This is a genomic window from Microvirga sp. VF16 (assembly GCF_016864375.1).
Taxonomy (GTDB): domain Bacteria; phylum Pseudomonadota; class Alphaproteobacteria; order Rhizobiales; family Beijerinckiaceae; genus Microvirga.
This window is the reverse complement of the sequence record NZ_CP069354.1, coordinates 4094230-4108721: the sequence shown is the minus strand read 5'-3', so window position 1 is coordinate 4108721 and position 14492 is coordinate 4094230. Positions and strand designations below refer to the sequence as shown.

The 14492-nt window shown below is 56.4% G+C and carries 12 protein-coding genes; 7 read left to right on the top strand and 5 right to left on the bottom strand.

All coding sequences use genetic code 11. The annotated features are described in order from the left end of the window. Positions 1 to 40: 40 nt before the first annotated feature. Genes JO965_RS19200 through JO965_RS19195 form a run of 3 tightly spaced genes read left to right on the top strand, consistent with a single transcriptional unit; the run spans position 41 to position 3014 of the window. Complete coding sequence (locus JO965_RS19200) at positions 41 to 991, top strand: ABC-three component system protein (RefSeq protein ID WP_203440608.1); 951 nt, start codon at positions 41 to 43, stop codon at positions 989 to 991. Further along, the gene (locus tag JO965_RS49415; RefSeq protein ID WP_371826804.1) at positions 988 to 1239 is read left to right on the top strand and encodes an ABC-three component system middle component 6; all 252 of its coding nucleotides are present in this window, start codon (positions 988 to 990) and stop codon (positions 1237 to 1239) included. The genes JO965_RS19200 and JO965_RS49415 overlap by 4 nt, the downstream gene beginning before the upstream one ends. Next, positions 1236 to 3014: an ABC-three component system protein gene (locus JO965_RS19195; protein WP_203440607.1), complete on the top strand. Its 1779-nt coding sequence runs from the start codon at positions 1236 to 1238 to the stop codon at positions 3012 to 3014. Before JO965_RS49415 ends, JO965_RS19195 begins: the two co-directional genes overlap by 4 nt. A 1132-nt stretch (positions 3015 to 4146) precedes the next feature. On the opposite strand, the gene JO965_RS19190 is transcribed toward JO965_RS19195, so the two are convergent. Continuing rightward, positions 4147 to 5103, bottom strand: coding sequence for a site-specific integrase (locus JO965_RS19190; RefSeq protein WP_203440606.1), 957 nt, complete (start codon positions 5101 to 5103; stop codon positions 4147 to 4149). Between the two features lie 740 nt (positions 5104 to 5843). Here JO965_RS19190 and JO965_RS19185 point away from each other — a divergent pair. Continuing rightward, positions 5844 to 6191, top strand: a complete 348-nt coding sequence (locus JO965_RS19185) for a hypothetical protein (protein WP_203440605.1) — start codon at positions 5844 to 5846, stop codon at positions 6189 to 6191. Between the two features lie 684 nt (positions 6192 to 6875). After that, the gene (locus tag JO965_RS19180; protein WP_203440604.1) at positions 6876 to 7607 is read left to right on the top strand and encodes a hypothetical protein; all 732 of its coding nucleotides are present in this window, start codon (positions 6876 to 6878) and stop codon (positions 7605 to 7607) included. Between the two features lie 313 nt (positions 7608 to 7920). Here JO965_RS19180 and JO965_RS19175 read toward each other — a convergent pair whose 3' ends face one another. From JO965_RS19175 to JO965_RS19160, 4 genes are all read right to left on the bottom strand, one after another. Next, the gene (locus JO965_RS19175) at positions 7921 to 8301 is read right to left on the bottom strand and encodes an excalibur calcium-binding domain-containing protein (protein WP_203440603.1); all 381 of its coding nucleotides are present in this window, start codon (positions 8299 to 8301) and stop codon (positions 7921 to 7923) included. Positions 8302 to 8431: 130 nt separating this feature from the next. Continuing rightward, positions 8432 to 9274 carry a hypothetical protein gene (locus JO965_RS19170; RefSeq protein ID WP_203440602.1) on the bottom strand — a complete coding sequence of 281 codons (843 nt, stop codon included), beginning with the start codon at positions 9272 to 9274 and terminating at the stop codon, positions 8432 to 8434. A 300-nt stretch (positions 9275 to 9574) separates the two neighbouring features. Next, a complete protein-coding gene (locus tag JO965_RS19165; protein WP_246776622.1) occupies positions 9575 to 9823 on the bottom strand; it encodes a GlsB/YeaQ/YmgE family stress response membrane protein in 249 nt (82 codons plus the stop codon). A 197-nt stretch (positions 9824 to 10020) separates the two neighbouring features. Then, complete coding sequence (locus tag JO965_RS19160; protein WP_203440600.1) at positions 10021 to 10413, bottom strand: hypothetical protein; 393 nt, start codon at positions 10411 to 10413, stop codon at positions 10021 to 10023. A gap of 229 nt (positions 10414 to 10642) precedes the next feature. On the opposite strand from JO965_RS19160, the gene JO965_RS19155 reads away from it, so the two are divergent. Next, positions 10643 to 12853, top strand: a complete 2211-nt coding sequence (locus JO965_RS19155; protein WP_203440599.1) for an ATP-dependent RecD-like DNA helicase — start codon at positions 10643 to 10645, stop codon at positions 12851 to 12853. A 1159-nt stretch (positions 12854 to 14012) separates the two neighbouring features. After that, positions 14013 to 14444: a response regulator gene (locus tag JO965_RS19150; RefSeq protein WP_246776621.1), complete on the top strand. Its 432-nt coding sequence runs from the start codon at positions 14013 to 14015 to the stop codon at positions 14442 to 14444. The last annotated feature ends 48 nt before the right edge of the window (positions 14445 to 14492 follow it).

Genomic DNA, 14492 nt, shown 5'->3' with positions numbered 1-14492 from the left:
AGAGCTTGCTCGGTGCCATTGTGAATTTCTAGGGGCAAAAATGGCAGTAGTACTCACGACCGTAAAGCGGCGCGCGTTCCTTAATGCTCTGGAACTGAAGCTGCGGCGTTCCCGTGGGGACATGTTGCAAGAGTTCCTCGGTGCCCTGATGATCAAAGTGCATGGGGACAATTTCGTACCTGCGACCGCTCACTATTCTCATGGCGATCTAAAGTGCGATGGCCTACTTCATGAGCCATTGACCATCTTCGCCTGCTACGGTGCCACCAACGGCGGTGATGGCATATCGACAAGCGCTCTGGCGCATGCGGTCGCGAAAGTTGCAGAGGATTTCAACGGGGCAGTTAAGCACTGGCCCGATCTGAAGGAGTGGGTTTTTGTTACGAATTTCGTCAAAGCCATCCCACCACAGATAACGAATGAAGTTCTGAAGATTCAGAAGGGCGAAGCGAATCGCCAGTTGAAGCTCTTTGGTCATGCCCAGTTCGAGAAAGCAATCCTGAGCCTTGATCCCGAGGATATCGAAGACCTCATCGGCGATGCGGCTACGGATGCCGACTTCCGTCAAATTCAACTTCCGGAGGTTCAGTCAACTATTAATGACGTGATGGCTGCAATGAACGATGGATTGATACGGGATGATCAACCTATCGAAGTTCCGGCAGAGAAGCTGGACATCAATCAGTTGTCGGAAATTTATCGCTATAGGCTCAAGCAAGGCTTTCAAAGCGCTGGCCGCGTCGGCACCTATCTTCTTGATCATCCAGACCCGATGCTAGACGGAAGGCTGGCAGGCGTGTTCAAGACGAAGTACCTAGAACTCAAGGCGCAGGGGTTTGTATCGGACGAAATCATGAATGGGCTCTACGACTTTGCCCTTGGCGAGCATCGTGGCATAGCGCGAGAAGTGGCAGTTTGGAGTCTCCTCGCGCACTTGTTCGAGAAATGTACGATTTTTGAAGACGATCCGTCGAAGGTAGTAGCTGCATGATCCTGCCGGGTAAACATATTCGACAGGACAGGGCACTCATTTCGATTGGAGGAGATATCCTCTCCGTCCTGAGTGAACCTGCGCCTGTTTCAGACATATGGCAGAACGTTCGTAGTTTGCGGGCTACGCGCCCCAACTCGTCACCGCTTTCATATGATTGGTTCATCCTTTCACTTACCCTCTTACACGCGATTTACGCCGTGGAACTTAAGGGGGACAAAATCGTGCCCGCGAAGAGACGTACATGATCAGGTCGATATCCAGTTCAATTGAAAGCTTCAAGGCGATCTCGTTTCGCCCTGGGCTGAACGTTATCCTGGCGGATGTCACCCGATCCTCGACGGAGAAGCAGACACGCAACAGTGCCGGAAAGACGAGCATAATTGAGATACTGCATTTCCTCCTCGGAGCAGATGCCGACAAAACATCGCTTTTCAAGAAGCCGGAACTAATCAACGAGACCTTCTCAGGCACCTTCAACATCAAAGGTGTTGATCTTGTCGTCACCCGAAGTGGAGCAGATGATCGGAGAATTCTCCTTCCACAAGACGGCTCGCCTGCCTTGCTTGGCATCTCGCTACGTCGCGATGACAAAAGCGGTGCCCAGTACGTAAGCTTGGACGAATGGCGAAACCTTCTTGGTCATCTCTGGTTTGCGCTGCCGTCGAACCGGGAGGGTACGGAGTTCGACGGTCCCTTCGCTCCGACATTCCGCTCGCTGATCGGCTACTTCATCCGGCGGAGGAAAGCTGGAGGCTTTGGCTCTATCGAAAAGCAGAACTTGTTCCAACACCCCTGGGACTGGCAGGTAAACCTTTCGTACCTACTTGGGCTTGACTGGCAGATACCCCGCGAGATTCAGGACCTGAGAGCGCGCAAGAAAACACTGACTTCACTGAGACGAGCAATCAAAGAGGGTGAACTTGGTGAAATGTTCGGCACCTCGGCGGAGATCAGGCCAGAACTGGCCCGGACAGAGGAACGGATCGAGCGCCTCAAGGTCCAGATCGCGAACTTCGAGGTTCTTGAGAGCTACCGCGAGTTGGCGGACGAGGTTGCACGTCTAAAGCACCGAATTTCGGACGAAACTCTTGAGCTTGCGTCTGTTCAGGAGACCATCGCTTATCTCTCTCGCTCGGTCGAAGAAGAGCAGCCGCCGCCGTATGCAGCCGTCGAGAAACTCTACGCGGCAGCCGGGATCGAACTTCCCCAAGTGGCTCTCAGGAGGTTCGACGAGGTCAAGCAATTTCAGCGATCTGTCACGGAAAATCGTCGGCGCTACCTTGAGCAGCAGATCGAGGATGCTCGCAGCAGACAATCTGAACTCCAGACCGATCTCGCAGGTCTGGATCAACGCAAATCCCAGCTACTAAAGGTACTGGATGGCAAGGGAGCATTTGAGGATTTAGTCCGCTTGCATGAAGAGCTTGCAACAATCACAAGCCGTGCCGAGACACTCCGTACGAAGCTCCAGAACGCTAATATCCTTGAGAACAATGTCGCCCAGCAGAAGCTAGAGGCTGCTGACCTTCAACTTAGGTTGCAGGAGGATTACAAGAAGAACGAACCCGCCATCAAGAATGCAACAGTCAAGGTAGATCACGTCATCGGCGAACTCTATGATGATCGGACAGGGAACCTCATTATCACTGCTGGTAGAAATGGTCCGGAGATCAGCATCTCGATTCAGGGCGGTGGTAATCTGGGCGGCATCGACATGATGAAGATTTTTTGCTTCGACATGATGCTCAGCGAGATCGTTGCAGAGCGGCTGGGTGGCCCCGGTTTCGTTGTCCACGACAGTCACTTGTTTGATGGCGTTGATGCGAGACAGGTACGCGCCGCGCTTGGTGTAGGTGCAGCGACTGCTGAGCGCATCAACGGTCAGTACATCGTCACCCTGAACAGCGATGAGTTCGGAAAGATCGACCTTGCCGATGCACCTGAGATCGAAGCCTCAGTTCTTCCAGTCCACCTGACTGACGATGAAGCAGGTGGGCTTTTCGGCTTCAGGTTCGACTAGGGTTAGAATCTAATCAGCGTGGCCGCCTGTACGTCGTACGAGGAGACGATCTTCGAGGGGCCGCTGCCTTCCTGACCGAGGATGGTGCTGATGGATGTCGTGCGACGGTCCTGATCGAGATCGGATTGACGGACATCTCTCTTGCATCCGCCAAGTATAACAAGATCGAAGACGGTCGCCCACGGCGTGGGAGCCGTACGCACCGTTACGCCTCAGACCTGTTGCGGGTTCGCTCAAGGCGCAACTTCAGACTTGTGGAAGTCAATATCTATGGGATCAGGGCTGCTGTCGCATCCCCGATCCGCTGAATGACCTGCGTTGTTCGGGATCGCGATCCCTCACACTTCGGTCCTCCAGCTATGAGTTGTTCGAAGTTCATCAGTCAGATTCTTGAGTGCATCTCGTACCCAAGATTTGATGCGTTTCTCCCCCTCCCGTCCTCTGGATAATGATGAGGACAGGAAGGGGAGATAAACGCAAATTCTCGTACCCTGAGTCCGGAATTGCTCAACAAGCTGCATGCTGGGTTTATTCAGCGGCTGGCGGTTTCCCGATACCAGCATGGGCAGCCCTATCTCCGATCCACTCCGTCCCACGAGGTGAGCTAGGGGTTGCCCGTCTGGGTGTGCTCCGTAGAGCCCTTTCGCACGCGACGGACCTTGCGCTCGGGTGAGTGTTAAAGATCGAAACGGTTAATGATCGGATGATCATAGCTCATACGCCCGACTGTTGAGGGATCGGGCTGTATGCGGAGAAGGGTCAAAGCAGTCTCAAGACACACTTCTCCTCTTTGTGAAGTGCCTTTCGCAGAAATTCCTTTCCGCCGAGCAGCCGTTTCTCACCAAGTCCGTTACGGGCCTCCCCGCACAAGCGTCAACTGATGATGTCCGTCTCGTCGGTCGCCCTACCTCATAACCTCCGGTCAGGCGGCTGACGCCATCACACGTCCTTGCCTTCGATATCTTCCCGGTTGTCGTTTTGGGGCGAAGTCACCCCGAGATTAGCTTCTGAGCGTATGTCTGATGACGAAACACAATCGTGCTTCATACATTCTATTTATCAAAGCACGTTACCGACGCGAAAAACAATAATATAAACTGTCTGCTACAGGCTGAACTGCGTGTACTTAGAATTATAATCCAAGTTCAGTAGTAATCGCGTTTGCAAAAAGGCTGCCCTCGCGGATGTATCTGCGGAGCACATCCATATTCTTATGGCGAGTGGTCGAAGCGATCTTTCGCTCTTCCACTCCGCGTCGAGCAGCTTGCGTCGCGAAGCCAGCGCGCAGGCTGTGGCCGGAATAGTCGCCTTCAAGACCTGCACGGCCAGTGAGCTTCTTGACGATGAGGGCCACACTCTGGTCCGTCATACCGGCTTTGACATTGCCGTGCCTGTCGATGGCCCTGAAAACACGACCCCCGGTAATGCCCGCCCGCTCCAAGTAGGCTTCCAAGTTGGCGACGGGACAAAGGTTTGTACTGGTGCGTCCGATAGCGATTACTTGACCTTCCCCATGCTGATCCCCTTTGGAGCGTCGGATCACGAGCCGCACCCCCTCCGGTGAGAATGTCAGGTCCGAGACTTCAAGCGCGACAAGTTCAGAGCGACGGAGAGCCCCGGCCATCCCGATCAGGATCAGAGTCCGGTCTCGCTGATCCGCTAGGGATTCAAATGTCTTGTCGAGAGCACGCTTGAGGAGCGGCGTGGTCAACGCTGTGACCTGCCGCTGGCGGACTGTCTTAGTGCGTCGTAGGCCGTCCATTACCAGTGCGATTTCACGACACCGAGTGTCGAAAGGGTGATCAGCCATTCTGTGGGCGGCTGCAATCGCGGACAGGCGGCGATTGAGAGTCGCCATGGCATAGTGGTTCTTATGTGCCGACAAGTAGAGGGCGGTGGTCCGGGGCAGGGCAGGGAGCGCCTGGAGGCCCATATCGCGGCACCATGAGGAAAAGTGTACCCAGTCATTCCGGTAAGCGCGAACAGTATTGGCTGCGCGCGCATGTGAGGCGATCTCGGCAGCGTCTTGTTCAAGCTTGATCAGGTCAGGTGAGGGAAGGGCATGCGCAGCAACAACAAGGTCGGTCATTGGCTTCTCAGTATTGATAGCCCAGATTACCACTAATCAGAATTTTGGCCAGGAAACTGCTGCTCGCACGGATTGCCGTCAGAGCGAAGCAAACGGCCTTATCACTTCGATAATGCGGTATGTGGCGTTGCTTTTCAATAGATTGGGGAGGCCGAAAACGCTTCCGGGTGATAAATCATTGTATGAGTGGAATATGTCGAACTAATCACCGATGCGGACAACTTGCGTGCGAGAAATGCGCCCGCCGATATGCAGGCGGTGTCACTCGCCGAATGATGAGAGGGGAAGTTCGCAACCTCTGTGTCGTCGAGATCGAACTTGCACGGTCATCGTTCGCCGACTTTTGGTCTTGGCGTGTAGAGGTACGCAATGTCGTTGATTATCGCCGCCGTACAGATCGGTGGTGGCGCGACCTTGCCCTGAGCGTCTGGCTGAACCAGGACGGCATGATGCGTGGGATCGTTGCCCTGGGACCTGTGACGCCCGATGAGTTTCTGGTAGTGTTCTCACGATGGCCGACTGCATTGCGGCCAATCACGCCATCCACGTTGCGCGGCGAAATCTACGCGATTGTCCAGCCATCGCGGCTTGCTTTCACCGCGTTGCCACCCAGGCGATATCAGAGTCTGAAACTCACAATAGCGGCTCGACGCAACGCTCCGAAAACGATCTCTCCACTGAGCGAGAATGCCGTTAGCCGCTACCTCGAACCAATGCCTATTCTCTTATGAAAGGAATTCATGAAATATCGTACCCCGAAACTGATTATTTGCGGACAGACCTATCATCAAGTCATTGACATCATCTGTCGCCGCAAGCTCCTCAATTGTGAGCCCGAGAGCCAGCCTGTCCTGGGTCTCTTATTTCAAGATAAGAACGATCTGATCGCCTGTGCGCTCGTCTTCAATGATAGCATCGAGATCGACGGTAGCCTTGCCATTGTGCCTGCCGTGCAAAAAGTTGAAGTAGAGAACCTCATTGAGCAGTTGAGCATGGAAGGCCGCGTCGAGTGGGTCGAACTACTTGGAGTATGGTTCTGGGATAGCGCCGATGAGCTTGCTTTCAATCAGGAACTAGATGCGCTCTGAAGGCAGCTTATGCAACCGCGTTTCCGTCAAGGCGGTGGTCGGGGTGAAGGCCGGAACCTGCTGGACCAAGTAGCAGCATCTGGGACCCGGTGTCGCGATATGAAGCCGCTTGATATAGAGCCTCGATGACTTTCAACCAGAAACAGGGTTTAGCGGAGCGCCTCAATAGACGGAACAGCGCGTAGGTTGTTAGCGCTGGCTCAATCCTATCCGGCCCCTTTCACACCCAGGCGGCGTTCTGTCGTTCACGTATTAGTTCTGTATCTCTTCCTGACGTGAGCACTTGTTCGTTCAGGCCGAAGGCCGGAATGTATTTACTTCGTGCCCGACCTGAGCCCGTCTGGGTGCAGGTCGGTTTATTAGCTGAGGACGTGAGCGCTGAAGGCGTGGCGTCCAATTTATCAAAGGACGTGAGGCCGCAGGCCAAGGGTCCGCCTATTAGCTTTCCTGAAGGCCGAAAGGCCGAAGTGCGAAAGCGCAATTATTCGCTCGTCTGAGCGGAGAAAACATGTTTCTCATTAATAATATTATTCTTATTAGCTCTTGTATTATTAATGAGAAACATATTGCATAGCAAAGTTGGTAACTTCTACAATACAAATAATGAGCAGGAGATGTTCGGGAACGAGCTTGAACCTCACGAAACTGCCCAGGATTTTATACTGAAACTATTTTATCTCTATTATGGCCAAAAAACTTCAAAAGGCTTCCCAGGACGCATCCTGGTCGAAGCTCCCGCGCATTGGCGCAATTTCCGTAATTAACGCCCATTTCTTTGACAACACTCAGTCAGCTTCGGGCGTGAAGGGTCAATCTGACCTTGCCGTGAAACTGTTCGTCTATCTCCGTGATGAGAACATCACTCTCCAAGGCGATCACGAGTGGTGGCGCGTCGTTCAGCTTCTCGAACCAAAAACCTTCTTCGGTTGGGCCAAGAAGAAGCATGCTCAGGGTGGCATGACCGACGACGAGTACGCCATCTACGAGAAAGTTTATTCCGGTGCCGTCGATGCACAGGCATCAGGTGAGTTCGAGATCGTTCGTCTGGGTCACATCGCCAGCCCTCCTGGGAAGCAGTATTTTATCGGGCAACTTGTCTATTTCACCAAGCGTAAGGACAACGGCGACGAAAAGGGTGCTGTCAATCTCATGATCGTCAACGGACTGGAGGTCGTCCTCCTAGATGACTGGCAGCCGACGAAGAAGCGTGGCAAGTACCGCAAGTCTGGGACGCCAGTGCTCTATTGCACCTATGATCCTTGTGATTTTGTTGGTCGCACACATCGCGAAAAAGAGGCACTGGAAGCTCGTGGCGGACGCGGTGGGGGGCTGGATATCCAAGCGGAAAGCCTGTCCACAGACCCTGCGGAGCTTCTTAACAGCTTCATCAACCGGCCTGGATCGGGGGTGTTCTGACCCGCCTCTGCGGCTGGGCTTGCCTCTCGGCGATAGAGCGGCCCCAGGATACCAGCAAACTTGCTTTCCAGGCTCTGCGAGCGATCCGGCTGATAATCAACGATGTCTGGGGTGACATTCACCCTGACCTCGATGAGACCCAGCCGTCCGTCAAGAAGGCCAACACGATCAACGCGAGCGCTCGGCCTTCCTCATCGGCGAAAGCCCCTGAATACCCGCGATGGCAGATGAGCCAGTTTTTTGCCGCAAGCTGGATGGCCTTCTCAGGATACCGCAAAGCGGAGGTCTTCTCTGATCCCATCAGACGTTCGTTCTAAAACGGATACGGCTCGCAGGCGATTCCGTCACCATCCCGGTCCAGGCTCGCCCTGTACCCTGGAAAGCCCCTGTACAGAGGTGCGATGCCCAACCGACGAGCCGAAGCGCAGTCGGTGATATAAGCCGCTTGGAGCCGCACTTGCTCGGATAGCCAAAGGTTCGATTTCCAAGCCCAAGTGTAGAAGATGTAGATCGCGGCAGCGGCTAACCTAGCAACGACGATGATCCTGTCCCAGGAGCGGCGTTTGAATTTGCGAGGACCTCGGGTGCGGAAGCTCCGATCCGAAACAGCCTGAAACCGGCGTTTGAGCTTCTGCGCCTCGATCTGCGGATCACGCCTGCTATATCGGCTCGATCTCTCTGGTAGTCCCCTCATGTGCCCCTCATACTGCAAGCGCAGTCGGACTGTGTCCGTCAGGCCGTACTCACTCGCTTCTTTGGTTGCTCCGTTTTGAGACGGCAGGGCAATATGAGCGGAGCGCTCCCGCCCTTTTACCTGAAGCTCCTCAGTGGACCGCTTCCGTCCGCACCGGCACCTCGACCTTGAATCCGACCACCGCATCGAAGAGGGCAGTCTTCCGGAATACGGAGGGCCGCATCCAGTCGGCCTGGACCTCATCATCTCGGCGGGCCATCTCCATCAGCCCCAACCACGTGAGCGGGCGGAGCACGCGGCTCCTCATGGCATGCCCAGAAAAGTCCCTGACTGTACGGTCGAGACGCTCGTCGCGTACCGTGCAGACTTGGGCGAGCATATCGGCATCCGCCCAATTGTTGGCCGCCACGGACAAACACCAGAGCACAATGCCGATATGGTCCTGCGGCCAGTGCTCGACCGGAGCCCGATCAAAATAGGTGAGGCTGACCCGCCACAGGGTAGTCTCGAACAAGAGCGCAAAGAGATCGGCGGATGCGTTCGGGTTCAGAAAGGCTTGAGCCTTCTTAGTGGCGATCAGCATCTTTCCACGACGGCGCAGCAGGCCCGCCACTTGGAGCACGATGCGGGTGATGTGAATTGGCAGGGCATCGGCTTCATTCAGCACCTGATTGACGGCAAGGACTTCATTCTTGGGATAGTCGGGCCAGTCGATCAGATCAAAGAGTGCTCGCGTATCGACCCGTGACAGGGCACCGGTTGCGGTGAGGGGCAAGCCGCCTTGTGCGATAGCCCGTTCAATCACCTGACGGGCGGCCATGACCAGCGGGACAACACTGATCTCGTGCAGCGCACGATCTGGGGTAAGGAAGATGCCCTCGGGTAGGCCGCGCCTTGGTGTCTCCACGAGCGCATGAAGACCCTCTCGATCCAGAAGCCGCCAAGCGGGAATGAGGCGGGTTTCCGCTGTCATGGTGACGCTCGCAATGATTCCAATCCTGCCGATCCGCAGTGACCCGGCGGCACCCTATTCCTGCGCCGCCTTATGGTAACTCGGTCCGATCTATCCCCTTACTGTATCCCACCTGTGGCCAGCAAAGAAAAAGGACGGTTCTGGACTGCCCGGTTGCGCGGCAAGCAAGCCGCCTGAGTGCGCTTGGTGATGTGAGCGCGGTAGGCTGCGGCTGATTTCACTGAAATGGTGCCCACTTCGGTGAGTTTCGTGATCTCGGACGTGGCCCGTCGTGCGCCCTGTGGCAATTGGTAATGCCTCTCAGCCGATGATGCGGGCGAGGAGGACGACGATCATCGCTCCAATAGTTGCGGTCGCAATGCGGCTGGCGGTCTGATTGCGAATGCCGAGATCAATTCCAAAGCGCTCCAGAAGAAAGCCGCCGATGAGTGATCCGGCAAGCCCGGTGACCACGTAGTGAAGAAGGCCAGAGCCGCCAACAAGCCAGCTTGCCAGCCAGCCTGCCACGATTCCGATCCCGACCTGGACAGCGATGGCGCGTTTGTCCAAGGCGTTGAGGGCCTCCCGATCCACGCTGATGCGGATCGGTAGCCGAGCGCCAGCGGGCTCAGGTGATTTGCGCGCACCTCGCCTTTGGCCTGGGTTGCTCTTGGATGTTTTCGCCATGCCGTTGATATGGATGGTCGTGGAGACACTATCCAGGAGTCATGACGGGAGAACCGTAGACCCGTCTGTCTCTCAGATCATCAGGACAGCAAGGGCTGCCGTGACTCCCGGAGGTCTGCCTGAGCGGCCATTCTGCTCGGCGGCTGGACCTTTGCTCCAGCCTTCAGCCTCGCGTTCTCGGCCCGGAGCGTCTCAATCTTCGCTACATGCTCCCGGTTCGCGCGGGTCAGTTCCCTGGTCTCGCCCTTCAGGTCGGCGACCTCAGCCTTGAGTTCCTCTCGCTCGGCAGCAAGGCCATCCTCGTGCTTGGCTTGAGCCTGTAGCTCGCGAATCTGCTGCTTCTGATCCGCGACCTTCTCTTGGAGCTTTCTGATCTGCTGCTCAGCTTTTGCGAGCGTCCGCTTCATGTCCTTCACCTGCTGCTCGGTCTCACTCGGCGCGGCGAGCCTTCGGTCTAATCCTATGCGAATCATGATCTGGTGCCTCTCTCATTCAATGTCGCAAAAAGAACAAACATAGAACATACGGAGTGGTCAAGGTATGACATGACATCCTGCCGCTTGCTTTGAACTTCCTAACACCTGCCCACGAGGGCGGTGCGGGTGGTTTCGGACGGATGCAGGGAGCGAGGAGACACACCTCGTCAGCAGTGCCATCCAGCGATAGATTCGAAGAGGCCGGGAATTCCTCCCAGCAGATAGCATGAACCAGATGTTCCGACCGCCACAGGCTGATCAGAGACCTGTCCCAGAAACTCTTGCGGGTTCGGTGGAGCGCGTCACTTTCCACAATGCGGAGAATGGCTTTGCCGTCCTGAAGGTGCATGCCCGAGGCAAGCGTGACCTTGTGACGGTCGTCGGCCATACCCCTGCCGTCTCCGCAGGCGAATGGATCACCGCCAGCGGCCTCTGGATCAGCGACCGAGATCATGGCCTCCAGTTTAAGGCCGAGGTTCTGAAGACCACCCCGCCGACCGGGGCAGAGGGCATCGAGAAGTATCTTGCCTCGGGGCAGATGCGCGGCATCGGACCAGCCATGGCGAAGCGCATCGTTGCTGCCTTTGGCGTGGACACCTTCGAGATCATCGAAGCCAGTCCTGAGCGCCTGACCGAGGTTTCTGGGATCGGACCCATGCGCGCCTCCCGCATCATCTCAGGCTGGGCCGAGCAGAAAGCTGTGCGGGAGATCATGATCTTCCTGCATGCGCATGGCGTTGGGACGGCGCGGGCAGTGCGCATCTTCAAGACCTACGGCTATGAAGCCATCCAGGTCATGACCGAGGACCCATACCGTCTCGCCAAAGACGTGCGCGGGATCGGTTTCCGGACGGCTGATGCCATTGCCACCAAGCTCGGGATGGAAAAGATTGCCCCCCAGCGCATCCGGGCCGGTATCTCATTCGCACTCCAGACCGCCACCGATGAGGGGCACTGCGCCTTGCCTGTCGAGGCGCTCACTCGACTGGCGGAACAACTGCTTGAGGTGGACGCGGCCCTGATCCGCACGGCCATCGTCGAGGAACTTTCGAAGGGAGAAGTCGTCTCGGACACGATTGGCGACGAGACCTGCCTCTTCCTCAAGGGTCTCTATCTGGCCGAGCAGGCAATCGCATCCCGGTTGATCGAGCGGGCGTCGGGTCCACCGCCCTGGCCCGAGATCGACCTCGACAAGGCAATTCCTTGGGTCGAGGGCCGCACGGGCAAGACCCTGGCGGCCTCGCAACGCGAGGCTCTGAAACTGGTGCTCGGCTCCAAGGTGGCAGTGGTGACCGGCGGCCCCGGCGTCGGCAAGACGACGCTGCTCGACACGATCTTGCGCCTGCTCGTTGCCAAGGGCGTCAAGGTGGCCCTGGCGGCTCCTACCGGGCGCGCGGCCAAGCGCATGACGGAGCAGACTGGGCTGGAGGCGAAAACCATCCACCGCTTGTTGGAGATTGATCCGAAGCACGGCGGCTTCTCGCGCAATGAGGAGAACCCGCTCGATTGCGACCTTCTGGTGGTGGACGAAACCTCGATGGTCGATGTGCCGCTGATGAATGCCCTGACGAAGGCGATTCCGACTCATGCGGGCCTGCTGCTGGTGGGTGATGTGGACCAGTTGCCTTCGGTCGGCTCGGGGCAGGTGCTGGCCGATATCATCGCCTCGGAGCGCATTCAGGTGGCGCGGCTGACCGAGGTCTTTAGGCAAGCGGCGGAGAGCCGGATCGTGGTGAACGCCCACCGCGTCAACAAAGGCCAGATGCCCGAGCCACCGAAGCTGGGAGAAGAGAGCGACTTCTACTTCGTGGAGATCGCCAATCCCGAGGAGGGCGTGCCGAAAATCATCCAGATGATCAAGGAGCGCATGCCGCGCCGGTTCGGGCTCGATCCGATGAAGGACATCCAGGTGCTCTGCCCGATGAACCGAGGTGTGCTCGGAGCCCGCAACCTCAACATCCAGCTTCAGGAGGTGCTCAACCCCAACCCACCAGCCAAGGTGGAGCGGTTCGGCTGGCGCTTCTCGCCGGGAGACCGGGTGATGGAGACGCAGAATGACTATGACCGGGAGGTGTTCAACGGCGACCTTGGGACCGTGGTGCGGATCGACGATGAGGAAGGCGCTCTGATCGCCTCATTCGACGGGCGGGAAGTGTCCTATCCGTTCGGTGAACTCGACACCCTAGTACCCGCGTACGCTACCACGATCCACAAGTCACAGGGCTCAGAGTATCCCGCCGTGATCATTCCGGTCGTGACCCAGCACTTCACGATGCTGGCCCGCAACCTGCTCTATACCGGTGTGACCCGAGGCAAGCGTCTGGTCGTGTTGGTGGGACAGAAGAAGGCTGTCGCCATGGCGGTCAGAGGCGGGCAGATGAAGAAGCGCTGGACGAAACTGCGAGAGTGGCTCTCGCGTGGACCTGCGCCCTCATAGTTGCTGAGTGAGCGACAATGCCAGTGCTAATGGCTTTCGACGGACCTCACGCAAGAAACGTATGGATTGGACAGGAACGCTTACGCGTCCCTGTGCTGATTGCCTTCTCGTTCGCACTCCCTCTTGGGTCGGGAGCGCTCACTTTCAGGCAATCAGCGGATTGCACATAATTGACCAGAAATATTGTCGTGCGCAGGGCGCGCCGAGCCCATTCGCTAGATTTTGCTTGCACACTTTTATCCCCCTGTCCCTTCCAAGGCTGATAGAACAATCGGTCCAATGATGTTCGTCCTTTGGAAGAGACAGGGAGAGAAAAATTGAAGAGAAAGTCGGTGAATGAAGAGTTCATTCGCTGAGTTCCGCCCACAGTGGCTTGGCGACGTACCATCTTTACGATGGAGCAGGTGGCTACCCGAACCCTGCCTGTATTCGCCCTTCCCGACAGGCCATAGCCTGTCTAGCGGTTCAGCGCCGGTGGGCGCTGGCGTCTACACCAAGCCAAGCCTACTCGACAGGGTGCAGATGGATCGTTGTCAATGTGGCCGTGCCGTCAGACAGCGCGATCCTCTTTCGAACAATTACGCCAGAGAGCCTGGGAACGACCGTTCTACGTTCTGGTGCATCCCACACCGCGCACTGGAGGCCCACACTCAGAGGCACAGTGGTTTTGATCCGGGCCAGATCAACAGGTCGGTTCCCGACGCCCTGAAATGTATGCCATTCTTATTTATGATAGCGGCGCACCGAGCCCACCAAAGTACCTATTTTCGGGGCGATTTCGGGCGAAACCGCTTACGCTCCCGCTTGATGGCCATGTTAGTTGGTATGGTTCGCGCGATGCGCGCTTTTATGTTTTGAGTATCGAAGCTCGATCCAGGCTCCGATGAATCCCCTGGTTTTTTTGCCTTCAACGCTTTGAGAATGCCATTCCATTTCTTCATTTGCTCGTCTGTAGGTCGCTGCATAATCAATCAAAAATACTTCAAAATGTAGCCCGAAGCGGGCTGTCTCTATGTATAAATGAATAAAACCATAAGCTGGGGCGGCCTGTCGATTTCTTTAATTATCACGCATGTCACATAGCTCGGGTGCCACTCGAAGCTCTTCGACATACGACTCCTGAGCGGGAAGTGCAGTTTTCTATCGTCAAGTCCTGACGTTGCGGATCATCGCCCTATGTGTCTCGGCGATCATGCCTGAATTCAAAGCCTCCTCTCCCCAAACGGTTGTCCTCGTCGTTGAACCGGACCCCTATGTTCGCGCCATGGCAGCCGACGTGCTTGATCAGGAGGGCTTTGAAGTCATCGAGGCGTCGTCAGCCGACTATGCCTCCACCATCCTCCAAAGCCGCAACGATGTCAGCGTACTGTTTACGGAAGCCGCGACACCCGGAGTTCTCAACGGCTTTGATCTGACCCGTATCGCGCATACACAGAATCCGCAGATCGTCGTGATTATGGTCGTAGGCGCATTGCCATCTGGATTCTCCGGAGCCGCTCCGGAGGCTCGGTTCGTCTGTAAGCCCTACCGCATGGCGGACGTGATACCATTGATCCGTGAACTGACCAGAGATCAATCTCACTCCGGATGAATACCTGTGCAGGCGTTTCCCATCGCGGGGACGCCCGGTTGTCGAACA